Genomic DNA, 14018 nt, shown 5'->3' with positions numbered 1-14018 from the left:
GGCCCGCATCACTCGGACGCCGCCTCGGACCGGTGGCACGGCATACGCGGGAGGTCGCGATGGAACTGGTCGAGGAACGTCCCTATCGCTACCGCATCGAACGGCGCGAGGGCATGCGGGTGCCCGGGATCGTGTTCGCCTCCCGGGACCTGCTCGCCGACGCCGAGAAATCCCTCGAACAGGTGGTCAACGTGGCGGGTCTGCCCGGCATCGTCACCGCTTCGTATGCCATGCCGGACATCCACTGGGGTTACGGGTTCCCCATCGGCGGTGTGGCGGCCACCGACCTCGACGACGACGGCGTCGTTTCGCCGGGCGGGGTCGGCTTCGACATATCCTGCGGCGTGCGATTGCTGGTGGCCGACTGCGACCGGCGGGAGCTGGCCCCCGTACTGCCGGCGGTCATGGACGGCCTCGGCCGGACGATCCCCCGAGGTGCCGGTCCCGGCGGGGTGTGGCGGCTGAGCGGCCCCGGCGAGCTGGAGCGGCTCCTCGAAGGGGGTTCGCGCTACGCCGTGGAGCGGGGATACGGCGAGGAGCGCGATCTGGTGCGTTGTGAGGACGGTGGAGCGGTCGCCGACGCCGATGCCGCTCAGGTCGGTGCGCGGGCCCGTGAGCGAGGTCTGGGCCAGGTCGGCAGCCTGGGATCCGGCAACCACTTCCTGGAGGTGCAAGAGATCGCCGAGGTGTACGACGAGCCGGCTGCCGCGGCCTTCGGGCTCACCAGCGGCCAGGTGTGTGTCATGATCCATTGTGGTTCGCGCGGGCTGGGTCACCAGATCTGCGCCGATCACGTCAGGGCGATGGGCCCCGCCATGGCCCGGTACGGAATCAGCGTGTCCGACCGGCAGCTGGCCTGCACGCCCGTGCGCTCGCCCGAGGGGCGCGCCTACCTGGGTGCGATGGCCGCGGCCGCCAACTACGGCCGCGCCAACCGCCAGCTGCTCACCGACGCGGCCCGCAGGGTTCTCGACCGCGCCGCCGGGGCCCGGCTGTCGATGGTCTACGACGTGTCCCACAACCTCGCCAAGATCGAAACCCACAGTGTGAACGGGTCACGGCGTCGGCTGTGCGTGCACCGCAAGGGTGCCACGCGCGCCTTTCCACCCGGGGATCCCGATCTTCCGGAGGACCTGCGGGAGGCCGGGCAGCCGGTGCTGATCCCCGGCACCATGGGGACGGCGTCCTACGTGCTGGCCGGGGTGGACGGCGGGGACGCCTTCTACTCCGCCTGTCACGGCGCGGGCCGTACGATGAGCCGCCACCAAGCCACCCGCACCATCACCGGCAGGGAACTGGTCGCGCAGCTGGAGCGGGCCGGTATCGCGGTGCGCCCTCGGTCTTGGCGCGGGCTGTCCGAGGAGACCCCCGAGGCGTACAAGGACGTGAATGCGGTGGTCGCCGCGAGCGAGGGCGCCGGACTGTGCCGCAAGGTGGCCCGTCTGGTCCCGCTCGGCGTGGTCAAGGGCTGAGGCCACCGCCCGGTTCCACGTCTCATACGTCGACGGTCACCGCGCACGACCAGCCGTAGGGGTCCGGTCCGATCAGAAGCCGGTGCCACGACACGCCCTTCGGCACGGCTCCGATGATCTCCACGGCGGCCAGCTCGGCGAGCGCCAGCCGTACCTCCAGGGCACCGTCGCAGGCATCCGCTTCCACCTCCACCACCAGCCGGCCCGCCACCTCCAGCCGGAAGATGACCTCCTCCAGGAGCGCGGTGAGCAGTTCTTCGTCGCTCCTTCCGGTCAGCCGCACCCGCTCCACGGCGGTCGCCCGCGCCGCGGAAACATCTGTGAAGCACTCCACCATCCCGAGCGCGGCCTCCGCCAGACAGCGCTCCCGTGTCCGCCCCCACGCCTCGATCCGCACGTCGGCCGTGTGGGGCACCGCCCGGTGACCGCTCTCACCCCGCCGTCGCACCTGCGGGGCGTCGTCCTTGTCATCGGCCATGGCCACCATGGTCGTGTGCGTGCGGGACGGCGATGACCGGGCAGCACGCGTGGTGCAGTACGCCCTGGCTGACGGAGCCCAGCGCCATGCCGGTGAAGCCGCCGTGACCGCGTGTGCCCACGATCAGGCCGAGGGCGTGTTCGGACGCCTCGGTGAGCATCTGTACCGGGTGGCCCCGCACGACCTCGTGGTGCAGTTCCACCTCCGGGTGGGTGGCGGCACGCCCGGCCACCGTCTCCGACAGCAGTCGGCGGCACTCCCTGACGGCGGCGTTCTCGTCCAGGACTCCCAGGCTCGGAGGGTGCCACACGTAGAGGGCCCGCAGGACCGCGTTGCGCAGGGCGGCCTCGTCGAAGGCGATGTCGACGGCAGCGGCGGAATGAGGACTGCCGTCGACTCCGACCACGAAGTACGGCGGTTGCCGGGTTACGTGCTCCGGCTCCGGCACGACCACCACGGGGCAGGGCGCATGGGCGATGAGCGGCAGGGCGACGGCGGCGGAAGTGAAGAGCTCCTGGCGAGCGCTCAGATGCCAGGAACCGAGCACGACCTCGGTGGCGTTCTGCGCCTGCTCACGCAGAACCCACGCGGGGTGCCCCTCCGCCAGCAGCCCGGACACCTGCACCCGCGGGTGCAGGGACTCCACGTAAGCCACCGCCTCCTTCAGCAGGCGGTCCCCCGTCACGTGCAGCGCCTCGTTCCACTCCTCCCAGGATGGGCGCCCTCCCGTGGGCCGGTAGCCGGGGGTCGGCACGTTCTGCGCGAGGACCAGCAGCAGCGGCAGGTGGCGCCGATCCGCCGCGTCGGCCGCCCAGGCGAGCGCCATGCGTTTCCCTGGGTCGGGGTCGATACCCACCACGATCGGAGGACGTCCTTCTGTCCGTGTCATCGCGACTCCCACGCTGGTTCTTCGACGACCCGTCTCAGCCCGATCCACAGCGGGATGACCGCAGGATGGTGGAGCGGACGAGGCCATCCGCCCCATCACCGCGCATCTGCCACGGCTCAGGCTTCGGTGATCTCGACGTGCCGTGGCTTGGCGGCCTGGGCCTTGGGCACGGTGACGGTCAGTACCCCGTCGACCAGCTTCGCCTTGATCTCGTCGGCCTTGATGTCGACCGGCAGCAGTGCCCGGTACTCGAAGCGGCCGGTGCGCCGGGTGCTGCGACGCAGGACGCCTTCGCGCTCGCGTTCCTTGTACTCTCCGGCGATGCACAGTTCCCGCTGGCTGATCTCGACGTCGACGTCCCCACGTTTGATTCCGGGCAGCTCCGCCTCGACCACGTAGGCGTCGTCCGTCTCCTGTAGATCGGCCAGGGGTGAGAAGCCCCTGAGAGCAGGTTCGGTGCCGGTGGCCTCCAGGAGGCGGTTCATCCGCTCGAAAAGGTCACCGAACTCGGCGGCGATCGGCTCGCCCCAGCCCAGCGTGTGGAAGGGGTGTTCCAGGAGCGGGCCGGACCGGCGGTGTACGGGCAGTGTCATCGTGGTTCACCTCCGCCGAACGACGGTATTCGGGTCATTTTCATCGTGCGCGCCTCCGCCTGGCGGGGCGAATCGGGCGCGTACGAGCCCGCAGGGCCCTCGGTCAGGCAGCGGGCTGGAGGAGCAAGGCGCGGATGTCCTGCGGGAGTTGCTCCAGCGCCGCCTCCACGTGTCCGGGGGAGCCGTGCTCGCGGACGGCAGCGGTGATGGTGGGGGCGATCCGCAGGACGTCCTCGGCGGAAACCCTGGCTTCCTGGGCGAAGCGGTTCACGTATCCCTCGCGGTCGTACTTGAGCGGTACGACACTGGGGTCCCAGCCGTCGTAGTAGACGCCCCGCAGCAGTTCGGGGAGCTGTGCGGCGAAGTGGACGGCCACGTCGACGGTGAGCCGGTCGCGGAGCGTGTGCAGCCAGACACGCAGGGCCCGGTGGGCGAAGTGACGGTCCTCCGTCCCCAGAGCTTCCGACACCGCTTTGAGCCAGATGTTCGCGGTGTGGATGGCGTGCTCGAAGTCGGGTGGGCGCGTGGTGGACATGGGTCTTTCCCTTCGGTCGGTCCGTGGCCCTGTGCACCGAGGTGGGATGGCACGCGTCCGCCCGGGCAGATCGGGAAGCGGTCGGCTCGCTCGTGGTCAGGCCGCCCAGTGGGGCGCCGAACGGGGGCGCACGTGTCCTCGGCTCTCCCAGCCCTCTGACTTTCATGCTATGGCGAAGACGACCGGTCCGCAGCGCCGCACGGCATCACCTGCACGACGCACGAGGCGCCCTCCGGATCCGGTGGCGAGGTGCGCCACCAGGAGCAGGGCCTCGGCTGAGCTCGTCCGGTACGCCAGGGGCGGGGACGTTGGCCATGCGCACAGAGCCTGACGGCGATAAGTGTGGAAGGTGGACACCCCGGCGCGAGGAGGATGTCATGAAGCGATCGGCACCACTGCAACCTCTTGAGATCCAGGTGGAGTCCCGGGGGCAGATACCACCCGGCGCCGTCGAATACGCGCGGGAGAAGGTGGCGGCCCTCATCGGCCGGACGCGGGGGCCGGTCCTGTTCGCCCGCGTCAAGCTGACCCACATGGCCAACCCCGCCATGAAACGACCGGCACTCGCCCAGGCCAACCTGGACGTCAACGGGCGTCCCGCCCGCGCACACGTCGCCGCCGTCACGGTGCCCGAGGCCATCGACCTGCTCCAGGACCGTCTCGCCGCACGGTTGGAGCGCCTGGAGGAACACTGGGAGGCGCGCCGGGGCCGCGGGTCCGCGCCGGGACCGCACGAGTGGCGCCACGGCAGCGAGCCCGCTCACCGCCCCGCCTACTTCCCGCGCCCAGCCGAGGAACGCCAGGTCGTGCGGCACAAGTCCTTCTCCCTGGCCCGCGAGTCACCCGACGAGGCGGCCTTCGACATGGAGATGATGGATTACGGCTTCCACCTGTTCACCGACATCGGCACCGGCGAGGACAGCGTGCTGTACCGGTCCGGCCCGACCGACTACCGCCTCGCCCAAGTGCATCCCCGTCCGCACCTCGTCGGCCCGGTGGCCGTACCGCTCACCGTCAGCGACGTCCCCGCCTCTCGCATGAGCGTGGCCGAGGCGAAACAGCGGTTGGATATGACCGGACTCCCGTTCGTGTTCTTCAGCGACGCCACCACCGGGCGGGGAAACGTCCTGTACCACCGCTACGACGGCCATTACGGCCTGATCGTGCCCGCCGGATAGCGGCCCCGGCCGTGCCCGCCGGAACCCACGTGTGAAGCCGGGGAGCGACGCGTTCAGTGTCGGGCCGCCGGACGAGGGGCCCGGCCATGCCGGTCGCGCGTCCGGCTGATGCCGCTGCCCTGCGCACCATCGACCCCGTGGTCACCCCATCGACCCCGTGGTCACCCCATCGTCGACAGCCGGCACCGCGCGCCCCGTACCTCCAACCTCGCTCCGCGGAGAACGGATGCACACCGCAACGGGAGTCAGGACCCGATGGGGGGCACCGGCTCGCCGAGCCGTCGGGCAGCGGTGTACCAAGCTCGGGTCAGCGCGCTGCGGGCCAGGTCCAGGGCTTGGTCCTGTTCGCCCTCGAGGCGCAGTGGCGAACCGACGTGCACCTGTAGCCTCGGGCGGCGCAGTGGGGCGCTGCCCAGCCTGGCCAGCAGTGCGACGGTGTCGTGCGGTGTCAGTGCCCGGGCTCCGGCCTGGCCGAGGGGCACGACCGGGGCACCGGTCCGGCGTGCGAGGTGGAACAGGCCCGGATGGAAGGGCCGGGGCGGGGCTTCGCACACGTCCTCGCCGTGTGGGAGTCCGCCTTCCGGGTAGAGCAGGACGGACCGGCCCGCGGTCAGCACGGTTTGGGCGTCCCGCAGTGCTTGTGTGGCTCGCGGGTCGTGCCGGTGCACCGGGATGTGCCCCTCCCGCGTGAGGAGCCGACCGAGCAGGGGGAGCCGCCAGAGCCCCGCGGTCGCCAGGACGACGGGTTCGGTATCGAGACGGCGCAGTGCGGCGAGGACGATCACAGGGTCGCTGGGGGACGTGTGGTTGGCGATGATGATGCTGCCCGCGGGCGGTACGGTCCCGGTGTCGGTGGTGACGTTCAGGCGGCCGAAGACGGGCACGACGGCGCCTGCGATGCGGCTGAGCACGGCGTCATTCCCCTGTGTGGTCGGCCAGTGCGGAGTCGAGCTCGACGACGTCGACGCACTCCTGACCGAGGAAGCCGAGGACACGGCCCCGGACGTGGTCGGTGACGAGGTGGGTCACGGTCGCGGGCCTCAGTCCGCGGGCCTTGGCGACCCGGTTCACCTGCTGGTACGCGTAGTCCGGGGAAATGTGCGGATCGAGGCCGGAGGCGGTGACGGCGTCCACCGGGATCTCCCCCGGGGCGGCCCCGTCGAACGCGGCGATGACGGCCTTCCGCCGTTTGACCGTCCTGACCAGCTCCGGATTGTTGGGGCCGAGGTTGGAGGCACCAGAGGCCAAGGGGTCGTATCCGGCGGAGGGGCGGGGCTGGAACCACTTCGGGTCGGGCCGCGGCGCCTCGTGGGGGTCGCCGGGACGTCGTGCGGGCAGGGTGAAGTTCTGGCCGAGCAGGCTGGAGCCGATGGTCCTGCCGTGCCGCTTCACCCGCGAGCCGTTCTACGCACCGTCGGCGGAGAGAAAGCCGACGCAGCCGGACAAGGTGGTGAGCCGTGGTGTGTCCGTGTCGTCGATGCTGACGCCCGTGCGCTCGCTGAGGGTTTCGACGAATCTCAGGAAGTCGAGCGAGTCGAGTTCGAGGACCTCACGGAACGGGTCCTCCGGCCTCAGGACGGTGAGATCGGCATCGGGCACGATCTGGGCCAGGGATTCCTCGACGGCGCTCAGGGCTTCGGTGCGGTTCATAGTTCCTCCGGACGCTGCAAGAGGCGGTCGACCGCGGTCAGATAGCGGGCCCCGATGGCTCCGTCGGTCGCCCGGTGGTCCGCGGAGACGGTGGCGGTGACCGTCGGCCGGACGCCGAGCAGACCGTCGACGGCGCGGGGACGCTCGACGATCCGTCCGAATCCGACCAGCGCCACCTGCGGTGGGTAGATCACACCGAGGACGGTTTCCACCCCTTGATCACCGAGGTTGGTGACGGTCAGGGTGGGGTCCGCCACCTCCGATCCGCGCAGACGGCCCGCACGGGCGCGGGTGACCAGGTCCTTCAGCGCCGTCATCAGCTGCGGCAGGCCCAGGGTGTCGGCGTCACGCAGGGCGGGGGTGACGAGCCCGCCGCCGCGCAGGGACACCGCCACGCCCAGGTGCACGCTGTCGCCCGCGATGAAGTGGTCCTCGGTCCAGAAGCCGTTGAGCTCGGGAACCTCACGGGCCGCCAGGGCGGCGGCCTTCAGCAGGAGGGCCGCGGGGAGCAGCCGCTCGGCCACCGGACTGCTCCGGTTGTGGTCACGCAGCCAGTCCGTCGCGGCGGCCATGTCGACCGTCGTGGCGAGGTAGTAGTGCGGGATCTCCCGTTTGGAGCGGGCCATCAGACCGGCGATCGTCCGGCGCATGGCCGAAGCCTGCTCACCACTCGTCCGTGCCGGCCGGGCACGGGCCCTCACCGGGCCGGGGGCTTTCGGGCCCGGAGCCTTCGGGCCGGGGGCCGCCGGGCCGGGAGCGGCCCCGCGTACGTCGTCGGCGCGGATGGCTCCGTCCTTGCCCGTCCCGTTGACAGTGGCGAGGTCCACGCCCAGTTCACCGGCCAGGCGCCGGGCGAGCGGGGTGACCCGTGCCCGGGACGGCCGGGCGGCGGCCCGCTCCACGTCGGCGCGGGTGACGCGGCCACCGGGCCCGGAACCGCGGAGGGTCGCCAGGTCGATGCCGTGCTCCCGGGCGAGGTCCCGCACCAGGGGCACCGCCTCGGCCCGCACGCGCTCGCGTGGAGGGGCGAGGGAAGGCTCCTGGGAACGGGCGGGAGTGGGCTCGGCCGGGATGGGTGGCACACCCTCCGGCTTCCGTCGCGGCGGCCGTCTCCTCTCCGGCTTCCCAGCCCGCTTCGCCGTCGGCTCGATCAGTGCGAGCGGGGTGCCCACGGGCACCGTCGTACCCGGTTCGACCAGCAGCCGCCCCACCGTCCCGGTGTCGAAACACTCCACCTCGATCGTGGACTTCGCGGTTTCGACGACCGCGACCGGATCGCCGCGGCTGACCGGCTGGCCGGGACGCACCAGCCACTCCAGGAGCGTCCCCTCGTCCATGTCCGCGCCCAGCGACGGCATCGTGAACTCGGTCATGGCCGGTCCACCGCTCGGTGTGCCGCCGCCACGATGTCGGCGGTCCGAGGCAGCGCCGCCTCCTCCAGCCGCCTGGCGTACGGCATGGGGCACTCGGCGCTGCACACCCGCTCGACGGGCGCGTCCAGCTCGTACAGCGACTCCTCGGCGATGCGTGCGGACACCTCGGCGGCCAGGCTGCCGGTGCGCCAGCCCTCGTCGACGACGACCGCACGGTGGGTCCGGGCCACCGAGGAGGCCACCGTCTCGCCGTCGAGCGGGCGCAGCGTCCGCAGGTCGACCACCTCGGCGCTGATGTCCTGGGCGGCCAGCTCATCGGCCGCGCCGAGCACCTTGGGCAGCGAACCACCGTAAGTGATCAGGGAGACGTCGGTACCGGGCCTGCGGATGGCCGCGTGGTCCAGGTCCACCGGCGCCGCGACGGGGCCGAGGTCGCCCGGGAGGTTGTACAGTCCGCCGTGCTCGAAGATCAGCACCGGATCGGGGTCGGCGAGTGCCGGATCCAGCATCCCCCGGGCGTCCTCGATGGTGGCCGGGGCGACCACCCGGATCCCGGGGATGTGGGCGTACCAGCCCTCGAGACTGTGCGAGTGCTGCGCGGCGAGCTGGCGGCCCGCGCCGGTCGTCATGCGGATCACCAGCGGGACGGGCAGCTGTCCGCCCGACATGTGCAGCAGCGTGGCGGCGTTGTTGAGGATCTGGTCCAGGGCGAGCAGGCTGAAGTTCACGGTCATGATCTCGACGATCGGCCGCATCCCGGCCAGCGCCGCCCCGATGCCCGCACCCACGAATGCCGACTCCGACAGCGGGGTATCGCGGATCCGGTCCGGCCCGAACTCCTCCAGCAGGCCGAGACTGACGCCGAAACAGCCGCCGTACCGTCCCACGTCCTCCCCCATCAGGAAGACGCGGTCGTCGGCGCGCAGGGCATCGCGGAGGGCTTCGCGCAGTGCTTCCCGGTACGTGGTCTTCGACTCTTTCGCCGGACCGGCTCCCATGGGCTCAGCTCCCCTCCGCCGTCGCGCTGGTGACATGGCGCAGCAGGGTTTCGGTCGGCTCCTCCGGTGCCTTTTCGGCTGTTTCGACGGCGTGGTCGACCTCGTCGGCGACCTCGCGTTCGAGACGGGTCAGCGCCCTGTCCCCGAGTTCGCCGCGCTCGCGCATGCTGCCCATGAGCCGCTCGATGGGGTCCTGTGCCTTCCACCGCTCGATCTCGGCTTTGTCGCGGTAGCGGTCGGGGTCGTACATGGAGTGTGCCCGGAAGCGGTAGGTGCGCAGTTCGAGGAAGTACGGTCCGGCTCCCGCCCGGATGCCCTCGGCGGCCCTGTGGGCCGCGGTCTCGACGGCCTCCACGTCCATGCCGTCCACGGCCCAGGCGACCATGCCGTAGGAAGCCGCACGCAGGGCGAGGTCGGTCTGTGCCTCGTGGCGTTCCAGTGCCGTGCCCATCGCGTACCGGTTGTTCTCGCAGACGAACAGCAGCGGCAGGCCCCACAGGGCGGCGAGGTTCGCCGTCTCGTGGAACGCGCCTTCCGCGAATGCCCCGTCGCCGAAGAAGCAACAGGTGACGCGGTGTGCCGCACGCATGCGGTCGGCCAGAGCGAGCCCAGCGGCCAGCGGGATGCCGCCGGCGACGATCGCGTTCCCGCCGTAGAACCGGCGGCTCGCGTCGAACAGGTGCATGGATCCACCGCGGCCCCCGCTGCATCCGGTCGTCCTGCCGTACATCTCGGCCATGACGGCTTCGGCCGGAAGGCCGCGCGCCAGTGCGTGCCCGTGTTCGCGGTAAGTGGAGACCACCGCGTCGTCGGGCGTCAGCGCCTCGGTGACACCGACGGCGACGGCCTCCTCTCCGATGTAGAGGTGGACGAAGCCCCGGATCTTCGCGGCGCTGTACAGCTCGACACAGCGCTCCTCGAAGCGGCGGATGCGCAGCATGGCGTGCAGCAGTTCGCCGCGGTGCGCGGCTTCCGCTCCGGCGCGGGGTGAGGAACGCCGCGCGCGGGTCTGACGGGCCGAACTCATGCGGATCCCTCCAGGGTGGACAGGTCGCCGGTGGGCAGGCCGAGTTCGCGGGCGCGCAGCAGTCGGCGCATGACCTTGCCGCTGCGGGTCTTGGGCAGGTTCTGGTCGAAGGCGATCTCCCGGGGCGCGACGGCGGGGCCGAGCCTGCGCCGGGCGAAGGCGAGCAGGTCGCGTTCGATGGCCGGTGTCGGCTGGACGCCGGGGCGCAGCGAGATGAATGCCTTGACGATGTTCCCGGCGACGGGGTCCGGTCTGCCGATCACTCCCGCCTCGGCCACCGCCCGGTGTTCCATCAGCGCGCTCTCCACCTCGAACGGCCCGATCAGATGCCCCGCCGACTTGATCACGTCATCGGCACGGCCCACGAACCAGAACCAGCCGTCCGCGTCCCGGCTGACCAGGTCGCCGGTGAGGTACCAACCGTCCGCGAACGCGGCCTCGTACCGCTCCTTGTCGTGCAGATAGCCACGGAACATCGACGGCCAGTCCGGCCGCAGTGCGAGCTCCCCCTCGACTCCCGGCCGGTTCTCCACTCGCACCCGGCCATCGGTGACCAGCGCCCGGCCGTCGTCCCCGCACCTCAGCACCGATGCCTCCACACCCGGCAGCGGCCTGCCCATCGAGCCGGGACGGATCTCGCAGGCCGCGAAATTCGCGATCATGATGGAGCCGGTTTCGGTCTGCCACCAGTTGTCGTGGACGGGCAGCCCCAGCACCTCGTGGCCCCACACCACCGCCTCGGGGTTGAGCGGCTCGCCGACCGAGGCGACGAACCGCAGACGGGACAAGTCGTAGGAGGCGGGCAGGTCGTGAGGACCCTGCCGGGGCGTGGCCCGCATCAGCATGCGCAGCGCGGTGGGCGCGGTGTACCACACGCTCACATGCTGTTCCGCGAGGATCCGGTACCAGCGCCCGGCGTCGTATTCGCCCTCGTCGACGACCACGGTCACACCGTGGACGAGCGGGGCAATGATCCCGTACGACATGCCGGTGACCCATCCCGGGTCGGCGGTGCACCAGTACACGTCCTCGGGATGCAGGTCGAGCGCGTATGCGGCGGTGGCGTAGTGGCCGAGCACCGCTTGGTGGACGTGGACCGCGCCTTTGGGAGCACCGGTGGTGCCGCTGGTGAAGTGCAGCAGGGCCATGTCCTCCGGTGAGGTCGCGGGGATGGCGAAGTGGTCGGAGGCACGGGACATCAGCTCGTCGAATGACAGCGTGCCGGGAAGGTCCCCGGCGCCGGGGCCGACGATGATGACATGGTCCAGTCCGGGCAGTGCCGCACGAAGCTCGGCCACCTTGCGCCGGTAGAGCGCGGCGGTGGTGACCAGCACCCGGGCGTCGCCCAGGCGCAGCCGCTGTGCCACTGGGTCGGGGCCGAAGGCTGAGAACAGCGGACACAGCACGCTGGTGTTCTTGAGTGTGCCCAGCACCGCCGTGTACAGCTCGGGGCAGCGGCCGAGCAGGGTGAACACCCGGTCGCCGTGGCCCGCGCCCAGCGAGCGCAGCGCGTTCGCGAACCGGGCGGTTCGCTTCGCCAGTTCCGCGTAGGTGACGGTGCGGACGGTGGCGTCCCGGCCGACACAGCGCAGCGCGGCCCTGCCCCCGCGCTCCGAACCGGCGTGCCGGTCCACCGCCTCGTGGGCGATGTTCAGCCCGCCGCCGGGGAGCCCGGCAAGCGCGGCGCGCGCCCGTGACCAGGAGAACTCCGACCGCGCCCGGTCGTAGTCGGTCAGGTTCGGTGTGACCCGTGGTGCGGATTCCTTGCGGATCGTCTCCCAGACCATGAGGTTCCTTCCGCGTATGTCCCGCCCCCGTCATTCGTGGGGGACGACGGCGACCGGACAGGCCGCGTGGTGTACGGCCGCCTGCACTACGGGGCCGAGGCGGGGACCGAGGGCAGGCGGGTGTTTGCGCCGTCCCACCATCAGCAGATCGCCGTCGGTGGCGGCCCGTACGACGGCTCGGGCCGGGCTCTCCAGCCGGACGTCGTCGACGACCCGCACCCGGGGGAACCTCTCCCGCCAGGGCCTCAGGACCTCGTCCAGTTCCCGTCGTGCCCGCTCCGCGAGATCCCGGGCCGCGTCGGTCTCCGCCCCCGTGGCGGCTGCGTACGCCCGGTCGGGCTTCCTTCCGTGGACGGCGTGCAGCGGCACACCGCGGGTGAAGGCGGTGACGTAGGCGAACTCCAGGAGGTTGTCCTGGGGGCCGTGCAGACTCAGGCCCACGACCACGTGCCGCCGGCGTTCCCTCGCCTCGTCCGCGCGGACCAGCACCACGGGCCGCTCGGCCCGGCCGACGGCGTGCAACGCGACGTCGCCCAGGAAGAAGCTCGCCACCCGGTCCAGCCCCCGGGAACCGAGCACCAGCATCCTCGACCGCGCGGCCGCGTCGAGCAGGGCCGCCTCGGGCTCGGCCCCGACCAGGTCCTCGACGATGGTCAGCCCCGGGTGGAGGCGGGACAGTTCGCTGTGCGCGTCGTGCACGATCCGTTTCGCCCAGTAGTTCTGGTCGTCCGCCGCGGGGCTGTCGGGAGTGGGCGGGGACAGCAGGATCCACGCGTGCGTCAGACGCAAGCCCAGTTCGCGCCGCTCCGCCTCGTCTGCGGCCCAGCGCGCGGCGGCCAGGCTCTCGGCCGAACCGTCGAGGCCCACGGTGACCACTTGTTCCATGGCAGTCGCCTCGTCTCGCAGGAAACCCCTCTTGTGCGTGGTGAGTACCCCCAATGAGTGCGAACCATCGCCCCGGCCCGGCTCCGCGTGGGCCGCTGTGGTCGACGCGCAGAGCCTGATCAACTGACCCCGGTGAGGTGATCGACCACATCGTCGACGTCGTCATCGCCCGGATCGATTCGACCAGCTCGGGGGCGAGCGCCACGTCCGCCCGGCCCTCCACGGTCACGACCCCGCCCTCCACCGCCACATCGACGGTGCCCGGGCGGAGGTGGTACTCCTCGCCGAGGATCCGGGATTCGATCTCCTCGCGGATCTCGGCGTCGTCGCGGACGAGCGCCCTCAGCAGCCCTGCCCGCGTCACCACACCGACGAGCCGATCCCGGTGGTCGGTGACCGACAGCGCTTGAGCCGCGAGCGCGCGGCGACCCACGCGGCTTCGGCAACCGTATCCAGTGGACGCACAGTGACCGCGGGGTATGTCATGAGCGCGACCGCCGTCTCGCCCTGGCCCTTCTCGTACAAGCGGTGCTGTTTCCACTTTCCGAGCGGGCCCGGCCGGTGGGTGCTGGCCATCACGGCGGCCTTGGCCAGCAGATCCGACTCGGATCCCACGCCGATGACGCGGTTCCCCTCATCGACTACGGGAACGGCGCTCAGACGCTCGCGGGAGAGTGTACGAGCAACCTTGAGGAACGGCATATCGTCCGGCACCGAGACGGCGGGCGCCTCCATCACGTCGCGCACCCTCGGTGGCATGGACAACGCGTCCAGCCACGGCCGCGCTGCTCCTGGAGCGACCGGGCCGTCATGGCAGCACTGCACCGGCTCGTCAGCAAGCAGCGGCGTACCTACCTGGCCTTGCTGGTCTCTCCTCGGTCCGTCCTGCGCTGGCACGCACGCCTCGTAGCCCGGAAGTGGACCTGTCCCTCCCGTCGTCCGGGCCGACCACCGAAACCAGAGGCCCTGCGGCAACTGGTCGTGCGTCTGGCGCGGGAGAACCCTGGATGGGATACCGCCGCGTACACGGAGAGCTCGGCGGCCTGGGGCACAACGTCGCCGCCTCCACCGTCTGGTCGATCCTGAAGAAGGCCGGGATCGACCCGTCGCCACAGCGTACGGACCGCTCCTGGGCCACCTTCCTCAAAGCCCA

The 14018-nt window shown here is 71.3% G+C and carries 15 protein-coding genes; 2 read left to right on the top strand and 13 right to left on the bottom strand.

The window, feature by feature from the left end; genetic code table 11:
• The first annotated feature begins 59 nt into the window (after window positions 1–59).
• Entirely contained in the window at window positions 60–1472 is a 1413-nt protein-coding gene (locus LCH29_RS39300) for an RtcB family protein (RefSeq protein ID WP_446466475.1), read from the top strand.
• Between the two features lie 22 nt (window positions 1473–1494).
• Here LCH29_RS39300 and LCH29_RS39295 read toward each other — a convergent pair whose 3' ends face one another.
• The 4 genes from LCH29_RS39295 to LCH29_RS39280 all read right to left on the bottom strand — a co-directional run bounded on the left by LCH29_RS39295 (window position 1495) and on the right by LCH29_RS39280 (window position 3967).
• Window positions 1495–1950 (bottom strand): archease, encoded by a 456-nt coding sequence (locus tag LCH29_RS39295; protein ID WP_446466474.1) that lies wholly within the window; start codon window positions 1948–1950, stop codon window positions 1495–1497.
• Complete coding sequence (locus tag LCH29_RS39290; protein ID WP_446466473.1) at window positions 1940–2839, bottom strand: universal stress protein; 900 nt, start codon at window positions 2837–2839, stop codon at window positions 1940–1942. Before LCH29_RS39290 ends, LCH29_RS39295 begins: the two co-directional genes overlap by 11 nt.
• Before the next feature lie 116 nt (window positions 2840–2955).
• Window positions 2956–3432, bottom strand: coding sequence for an Hsp20/alpha crystallin family protein (locus LCH29_RS39285; RefSeq protein ID WP_446466472.1), 477 nt, complete (start codon window positions 3430–3432; stop codon window positions 2956–2958).
• Between the two features lie 103 nt (window positions 3433–3535).
• Window positions 3536–3967, bottom strand: coding sequence for a DUF2267 domain-containing protein (locus LCH29_RS39280; protein ID WP_446466471.1), 432 nt, complete (start codon window positions 3965–3967; stop codon window positions 3536–3538).
• A gap of 377 nt (window positions 3968–4344) precedes the next feature.
• Here LCH29_RS39280 and LCH29_RS39275 point away from each other — a divergent pair, with 377 nt between their 5' ends.
• Complete coding sequence (locus tag LCH29_RS39275; protein WP_446466470.1) at window positions 4345–5145, top strand: ribosome hibernation promotion factor; 801 nt, start codon at window positions 4345–4347, stop codon at window positions 5143–5145.
• A 245-nt stretch (window positions 5146–5390) separates the two neighbouring features.
• Here LCH29_RS39275 and LCH29_RS39270 read toward each other — a convergent pair whose 3' ends face one another.
• The 9 genes from LCH29_RS39270 to LCH29_RS39230 form a co-directional block, all read right to left on the bottom strand.
• The gene (locus LCH29_RS39270; protein ID WP_446466469.1) at window positions 5391–6056 is read right to left on the bottom strand and encodes a lysophospholipid acyltransferase family protein; all 666 of its coding nucleotides are present in this window, start codon (window positions 6054–6056) and stop codon (window positions 5391–5393) included.
• Window positions 6057–6060: 4 nt separating this feature from the next.
• Entirely contained in the window at window positions 6061–6537 is a 477-nt protein-coding gene (locus LCH29_RS39265; RefSeq protein ID WP_446466468.1) for a potassium-transporting ATPase subunit C, read from the bottom strand.
• 12 nt (window positions 6538–6549) lie between these two features.
• Window positions 6550–6795, bottom strand: a complete 246-nt coding sequence (locus LCH29_RS39260) for an acyl carrier protein (protein WP_446466467.1) — start codon at window positions 6793–6795, stop codon at window positions 6550–6552.
• Window positions 6792–8168: a 2-oxo acid dehydrogenase subunit E2 gene (locus LCH29_RS39255; protein ID WP_446466466.1), complete on the bottom strand. Its 1377-nt coding sequence runs from the start codon at window positions 8166–8168 to the stop codon at window positions 6792–6794. Before LCH29_RS39255 ends, LCH29_RS39260 begins: the two co-directional genes overlap by 4 nt.
• Complete coding sequence (locus LCH29_RS39250; protein ID WP_446466465.1) at window positions 8165–9166, bottom strand: alpha-ketoacid dehydrogenase subunit beta; 1002 nt, start codon at window positions 9164–9166, stop codon at window positions 8165–8167. Before LCH29_RS39250 ends, LCH29_RS39255 begins: the two co-directional genes overlap by 4 nt.
• A 4-nt stretch (window positions 9167–9170) precedes the next feature.
• Entirely contained in the window at window positions 9171–10193 is a 1023-nt protein-coding gene (gene pdhA, locus LCH29_RS39245) for a pyruvate dehydrogenase (acetyl-transferring) E1 component subunit alpha (RefSeq protein WP_446466464.1), read from the bottom strand.
• Entirely contained in the window at window positions 10190–11980 is a 1791-nt protein-coding gene (gene acsA, locus LCH29_RS39240; RefSeq protein ID WP_446466463.1) for an acetate--CoA ligase, read from the bottom strand. The genes pdhA and acsA overlap by 4 nt, the downstream gene beginning before the upstream one ends.
• 30 nt (window positions 11981–12010) lie before the next feature.
• Window positions 12011–12865: a universal stress protein gene (locus LCH29_RS39235; RefSeq protein ID WP_446466462.1), complete on the bottom strand. Its 855-nt coding sequence runs from the start codon at window positions 12863–12865 to the stop codon at window positions 12011–12013.
• A gap of 360 nt (window positions 12866–13225) precedes the next feature.
• The gene (locus LCH29_RS39230) at window positions 13226–13612 is read right to left on the bottom strand and encodes a CBS domain-containing protein (protein ID WP_446466461.1); all 387 of its coding nucleotides are present in this window, start codon (window positions 13610–13612) and stop codon (window positions 13226–13228) included.
• Window positions 13613–14018 lie beyond the last annotated feature (406 nt).

It is taken from the genome of Streptomyces sp. BRA346 (genome assembly GCF_052851135.1).
Note: the sequence above shows the minus strand (reverse complement) of the source record. Positions and strands in the feature narration are given on the sequence as shown.